This is a genomic window from Klebsiella sp. ME-303 (assembly GCF_007910085.1).
GTDB classification, from domain to species: Bacteria; Pseudomonadota; Gammaproteobacteria; order Enterobacterales; family Enterobacteriaceae; genus Klebsiella; species Klebsiella michiganensis.
The window spans coordinates 1-6,047 of sequence record NZ_VOJB01000090.1; the positions used below are offsets into that span (position 1 = coordinate 1).

The 6,047-nt window shown below is 57.6% G+C and carries 7 protein-coding genes (1 of these 7 running past the window's edge); 5 read left to right on the forward strand and 2 right to left on the reverse strand.

What is annotated here, in order from left to right; all coding sequences use genetic code 11:
* Positions 1 to 248: 248 nt before the first annotated feature.
* Positions 249 to 635 carry an aspartate 1-decarboxylase autocleavage activator PanM gene (gene panM, locus FQK12_RS20365; protein WP_014227090.1) on the reverse strand — a complete coding sequence of 129 codons (387 nt, stop codon included), beginning with the start codon at positions 633 to 635 and terminating at the stop codon, positions 249 to 251.
* A gap of 420 nt (positions 636 to 1,055) precedes the next feature.
* Between panM and livK the strand changes: the two genes are divergently transcribed.
* Genes livK through livF form a run of 5 tightly spaced genes read left to right on the forward strand, consistent with a single transcriptional unit; the run spans position 1,056 to position 5,924 of the window.
* Positions 1,056 to 2,165 (forward strand): high-affinity branched-chain amino acid ABC transporter substrate-binding protein LivK, encoded by a 1,110-nt coding sequence (gene livK / locus FQK12_RS20375; RefSeq protein WP_014227089.1) that lies wholly within the window; start codon positions 1,056 to 1,058, stop codon positions 2,163 to 2,165.
* 60 nt (positions 2,166 to 2,225) lie between these two features.
* Positions 2,226 to 3,152, forward strand: coding sequence for a high-affinity branched-chain amino acid ABC transporter permease LivH (livH, locus tag FQK12_RS20380; RefSeq protein WP_014227088.1), 927 nt, complete (start codon positions 2,226 to 2,228; stop codon positions 3,150 to 3,152).
* Positions 3,149 to 4,429, forward strand: a complete 1,281-nt coding sequence (gene livM, locus FQK12_RS20385; protein ID WP_014227087.1) for a branched chain amino acid ABC transporter permease LivM — start codon at positions 3,149 to 3,151, stop codon at positions 4,427 to 4,429. The genes livH and livM overlap by 4 nt, the downstream gene beginning before the upstream one ends.
* Complete coding sequence (gene livG, locus FQK12_RS20390; protein WP_004855045.1) at positions 4,426 to 5,193, forward strand: high-affinity branched-chain amino acid ABC transporter ATP-binding protein LivG; 768 nt, start codon at positions 4,426 to 4,428, stop codon at positions 5,191 to 5,193. The genes livM and livG overlap by 4 nt, the downstream gene beginning before the upstream one ends.
* A 17-nt stretch (positions 5,194 to 5,210) precedes the next feature.
* Positions 5,211 to 5,924: a high-affinity branched-chain amino acid ABC transporter ATP-binding protein LivF gene (livF, locus tag FQK12_RS20395; protein WP_004126158.1), complete on the forward strand. Its 714-nt coding sequence runs from the start codon at positions 5,211 to 5,213 to the stop codon at positions 5,922 to 5,924.
* A gap of 44 nt (positions 5,925 to 5,968) precedes the next feature.
* Here livF and FQK12_RS20400 read toward each other — a convergent pair whose 3' ends face one another.
* Positions 5,969 to 6,047: the 3' end of a UxaA family hydrolase gene (locus tag FQK12_RS20400; protein WP_146295764.1), read on the reverse strand. It continues 1,523 nt past the right edge of the window; the window shows 79 of its 1,602 coding nt (coding positions 1,524-1,602); the start codon falls outside the window, past its right edge; it ends in the stop codon at positions 5,969 to 5,971.

A 6,047-nucleotide genomic window follows, 5' to 3' on the forward strand; every position in this document is an offset into this window, starting at 1 on the left:
TGGTGCGGTTTCTTCCCGGGTCGCGCTGCGCTTACCCGGGCTACAGGCTGGTGCGGTCTGGTTTTTTGTAGCCCGGGTAAGGCGTTACGCCGCAACCCGGGGAATGCGCCGGAGTTGATGCATTGATGCGGTTTCTTCCCGGGTCGCGCTGCGCTTACCCGGGCTACAGGCTGGTGCGGTCTGGTTTTTTGTAGCCCGGGTAAGGCGTTACGCCGCAATCCGGGAATGTTCAGCCTTCTTTCGCCGATTTATTGCTTTTTTACCCAACCGCCGGTTTGCGCGTTAAAGCCCAGCGCCTGCATAAACGCCGCCATCACGCCGCGGTCTTCCACGTCGGCATCCGCGATGTGCCAGCTGCCGATCTCTGGATTATCCCTTAGCACCTCTTCCACTAAATATTGTCCGACGCCGCGACGGCGGGTCACTTCACGCACGCACAGCGCGCTGAGTTCGCCCTCAACGCCGTTTAGCGTTACGCGAACCGCGGCCAGCAGGCGCTCATTGAAGCGGGCGGCATAAATACGATGGCTTTCATCCAGAGCCAGCGCCGCAAGATCCTGCGACGGCCAGATTTTACCTAAGTCGATGCGATCCTGATCGCTGAAGTGCTGTAAACGAATAATGGTCAGTTTCATACGCGAGGGTCCAGTCAAAACAGAGGCGTTAGTGTATCCAAATTCCCTGCCAGGCGGAGCGCCGTTTTTTGCCTGTTCATCAGGGGATTCGTTTTCCTGGAAGGAGCAGGGTAGAGCAATTCATCATGGATCGAAAAATAAGCAGAATTTTAACCTGATATGTAGCGTTTTATTCCGCCTTATGTGTCGTTATTTTATGCTGTTTACTGGACTTTTTTTGTTTATCTTCCAGCAAATACAGAATATTATCTTTGCTTAATCGCCTGAAAAATAGAGATTTTACTCTGTATTCAGGCAAAAAACCTCGCTAAACCATTAAAGATAATGGTAAAAGTAGCGTTGTTTAATAAAAGTACAGAATGCTTTTTAACCATAAAAATACAAAATATTTACACCACATCACGAACGGGGTTCTGCAGCATGAAAAGGAACGCGAAAACGGTTATCGCGGGGTTAGTCGCACTGGCGATGTCCCAGGCGGCTTTTGCCAAAGATATTAAGGTCGCCGTTGTTGGCGCGATGTCTGGCCCGGTAGCCCAGTGGGGCGATATGGAATTCAACGGCGCGCGCCAGGCGATCAAAGATATTAATGCCCAGGGCGGCATCAAGGGCGATAAGCTGGTTGCCGTGGAGTACGATGACGCCTGCGACCCGAAACAGGCCGTTGCGGTGGCGAACAAAATCGTCAATGACGGCATTCAGTACGTTATCGGCCACCTCTGCTCTTCTTCCACCCAGCCGGCATCCGATATCTATGAAGATGAAGGCATTCTGATGATCTCCCCGGGCGCGACCAACCCGGAGCTGACCCAGCGCGGCTATCAGTACATCATGCGTACCGCCGGTCTGGACTCTTCGCAGGGGCCAACCGCCGCAAAATACATCATGGAAACCGTCAAGCCGCAGCGTATTGCTATCATTCATGATAAGCAGCAGTACGGCGAAGGTCTGGCGCGTTCTGTCCAGGAGAGCCTGAAAAAAGGCGGCGCGAATATCGTCTTCTTCGACGGCATTACCGCCGGTGAAAAAGACTTCTCCGCGCTGCTGGCGCGCCTGAAAAAAGAGAATATCGACTTCGTTTACTACGGCGGCTACTACCCGGAAATGGGCCAGATGCTGCGCCAGGCGCGCTCCGTGGGCCTGAAAACCGTGTTTATGGGCCCGGAAGGCGTGGGTAACGCGTCGCTGTCCAACATCGCGGGCGATGCGGCGGAAGGCATGCTGGTGACGATGCCAAAACGCTATGACCAGGACCCGGCCAACAGCGCTATCGTTGACGCGCTCAAAGCCGAGAAGAAAGACCCGAGTGGTCCGTATGTCTGGATCACCTACGCCGCCGTGCAGTCGCTGGCGCAGGCGATGGACCGGGCCGGAAGCCAGGAGCCGCTGGATTTAATCAAAGATCTAAAAGCTCACGGCGCGAAAACCGTAATTGGGCCGCTGAATTGGGACGAAAAAGGCGATTTGAAGGGATTTGAATTTGGTGTCTTCCAGTGGCACGCGGACGGGTCATCCACCCTCGCGAAATAAGCCATAAGACAAGTTATCCCACCGCCCGTGCAAAGCGGGCGGGTAGAAAAAGGTTACCTTATGTCCGAGCAGTTTCTCTATTTTCTGCAGCAGATGTTTAACGGCGTCACGCTGGGAAGCACCTATGCGCTGATTGCCATCGGCTATACCATGGTGTACGGCATTATCGGTATGATCAACTTCGCCCACGGCGAGGTCTATATGATTGGCAGCTACGTCTCCTTCATGATCATTGCCGCCCTGATGATGATGGGTATCGATACCAGCTGGCTGCTGGTTGCCGCCGGATTCGTCGGCGCTATCGTGATTGCCAGCGCCTACGGCTGGAGTATCGAACGCGTGGCCTACCGGCCGGTGCGCAGCTCAAAACGCCTGATTGCGCTGATCTCCGCCATCGGGATGTCCATCTTCCTGCAAAACTACGTCAGCCTGACGGAAGGTTCGCGCGATGTCGCGCTGCCGAGCCTGTTCAACGGCCAGTGGACGGTAGGCAGCAGCGATAACTTCACCGCCACTATCACCACCATGCAGCTGGTTATCTGGGTCGTGACGTTTATCGCCATGCTGGCGCTGACGCTGTTTATCCGCTATTCCCGCATGGGGCGCGCCTGCCGCGCCTGCGCTGAAGACCTGAAAATGGCCAGCCTGCTCGGCATCAACACCGACCGGGTGATTGCGCTGACGTTTGTGATCGGCGCGGCAATGGCGGCGGTTGCCGGCGTTCTGCTCGGCCAGTTCTACGGCGTAATCAACCCGTACATCGGCTTTATGGCCGGGATGAAGGCCTTCACCGCCGCGGTGTTGGGCGGCATCGGCAGCATTCCCGGGGCGATGATCGGCGGGCTGATCCTCGGTATCGCCGAAGCGCTCTCTTCTGCCTATCTCAGTACGGAATATAAAGACGTGGTCTCCTTCGCGCTGCTGATCCTGGTTCTGCTGGTGATGCCTACCGGTATCCTGGGCCGTCCGGAGGTAGAAAAAGTATGAAACCGATGCATTTTGCGATGGCGCTGCTGTCCGCGGTGATGTTCTTTATCCTGGCGGGCGTCTTTATGGGCGTGCAGCTGGAGCTGGACGGCACGAAGCTGGTGGTGGATACCGCCGCCGATATCCGCTGGCAGTGGATCTTTATCGGAACCGCAGTGGTCTTCTTCTTCCAGCTGCTGCGTCCCGTTTTCCAGAAAACCATGAAGAACGTCTCCGGGCCGAAGTTTATTCTGCCGGCTATCGACGGTTCGACGGTAAAACAGAAGCTGTTCCTGATCGCCCTGCTGGTTATCGCCGTGGCGTGGCCGTTTATGGTGTCGCGCGGAACGGTGGATATCGCTACCCTGACGATGATCTATATCATCCTCGGCCTGGGCCTTAACGTGGTGGTGGGGCTTTCCGGCCTGCTGGTGCTGGGCTACGGCGGTTTCTACGCCATCGGCGCCTATACCTTCGCGCTGCTGAACCACTATTACGGTCTGGGCTTCTGGACCTGCCTGCCGCTGGCGGGGCTGGTTTCGGCGGCGGCGGGCTTCCTGCTTGGCTTCCCGGTCCTGCGCCTGCGCGGCGACTATCTGGCGATTGTCACGCTTGGCTTTGGCGAAATCGTGCGCATCCTGCTGCTTAACAACACCGAAATAACCGGTGGCCCGAACGGCATCAGCCAGATCCCGAAACCGACGCTGTTCGGCCTTGAATTTAGCCGCAGCGCCCGCGAAGGCGGCTGGGATACGTTCAGCAACTTCTTCGGCGTGAAGTACGATCCCTCCGATCGCGTGATTTTCCTCTACCTGGTCGCTCTGCTGCTGGTGGTGTTAAGCCTGTTCGTGATTAACCGCCTGCTGCGTATGCCGCTGGGCCGCGCGTGGGAAGCGCTGCGCGAAGATGAGATTGCCTGCCGCTCGCTGGGCCTCAGCCCGACGCGCATCAAGCTGACCGCCTTTACCATCAGCGCCGCGTTTGCCGGTTTTGCCGGCACCCTGTTCGCCGCCCGTCAGGGCTTCGTCAGCCCGGAATCCTTTACCTTCGCCGAGTCGGCCTTTGTGCTGGCGATTGTGGTTCTCGGCGGTATGGGCTCCCAGTTCGCGGTGATCCTGGCGGCGGTTCTGCTGGTCGTTTCGCGCGAGCTGATGCGTGATTTCAATGAATACAGCATGCTGATGCTGGGTGCGCTGATGGTACTGATGATGATCTGGCGTCCGCAGGGGCTTCTGCCGATGACCCGTCCGCAGCTGAAGCTGAAAAATGGGCAGGCCAAAGAAGGAGAGCAGGCATGAGTCAGCCATTATTATCCGTAAACGGTCTGATGATGCGTTTTGGCGGCCTGCTGGCGGTCAACAACGTGTCGCTGGAGCTGCGTGAGCGGGAAATCGTTTCGCTTATCGGCCCTAACGGCGCGGGCAAAACCACCGTTTTTAACTGTCTGACCGGTTTCTATAAGCCAACCGGCGGTACCATTATGCTGCGCGACCAGCATCTGGAAGGGCTGCCGGGCCAGCAGATTGCCCGTATGGGCGTAGTGCGAACGTTCCAGCACGTGCGTCTGTTCCGCGAAATGACGGTGATTGAAAACCTGCTGGTGGCGCAGCATCAGCAGCTGAAAACCGGGGTTTTCTCCGGCCTGCTGAAGACGCCGTCCTTCCGCCGCGCCCAGAGCGAAGCGCTGGACCGCGCCGCGACCTGGCTTGAACGTATTGGCCTGCTTGAGCACGCCAACCGGCAGGCCAGTAACCTGGCCTACGGCGACCAGCGCCGTCTGGAGATTGCCCGCTGTATGGTGACCCAGCCGGAAATCCTGATGCTGGATGAGCCCGCGGCGGGGCTAAACCCGAAAGAGACCAAAGAGCTGGACGAGCTGATCGTCGAGCTGCGCAGCCATCACAACACCACCATCCTGCTGATTGAGCACGATATGAAGCTGGTGATGGGCATTTCCGACCGTATTTACGTGGTAAACCAGGGCACGCCGCTGGCCAACGGTACGCCGGAAGAGATCCGCAACAACCCGGACGTGATCCGCGCCTATTTAGGTGAAGCATAATGGTGGTGACGCATAAGATGGAAAAAGTGATGTTATCTTTTGACAACGTCAGCGCGCATTACGGCAAAATCCAGGCGCTGCACAACGTCAGTCTGCATATCAATCAGGGAGAGATTGTCACCCTGATTGGCGCCAACGGCGCGGGGAAAACCACGCTACTGGGTACCCTGTGCGGCGACCCGCGCGCCTCCAGCGGCCGCGTGGTTTTCGACGGTAAAGATATTACCGACTGGCAGACGGCGAAAATCATGCGCGAAGCGGTGGCGATCGTGCCGGAAGGGCGCCGCGTTTTCTCGCGGATGACGGTGGAAGAGAACCTGGCGATGGGCGGTTTTTTTGCCGACCGCGACCAGTTCCAGACCCGCATCAAATGGGTGTATGAGCTGTTTCCGCGCCTGCATGAGCGCCGGGTTCAGCGGGCGGGCACCATGTCCGGCGGCGAGCAGCAGATGCTGGCTATCGGGCGCGCGCTGATGAGCCAGCCGCGCCTGCTGCTGCTGGATGAGCCTTCGCTCGGTCTGGCGCCGATTATCATTCAGCAAATCTTCGATACCATCGAACAGCTGCGCGAGCAGGGAATGACTATCTTTCTCGTCGAGCAGAACGCCAACCAGGCGCTGAAGCTGGCAGACCGCGGCTACGTGCTGGAAAACGGTCACGTGGTGCTTGAGGATACCGGCGACGCGCTGCTGGCGAATGAAGCGGTACGCAGCGCCTATCTGGGCGGGTAGCGAAGACAAAACGCCCGGCAGATGCCGGGCGTTTTACTTGATTCCTACAGCTCCAGAGAGCGTTTCCACAGCATAAAATCATACTGTTCGAGCGCATCCGCTTTGGTGCGCCAGGTCCCACTG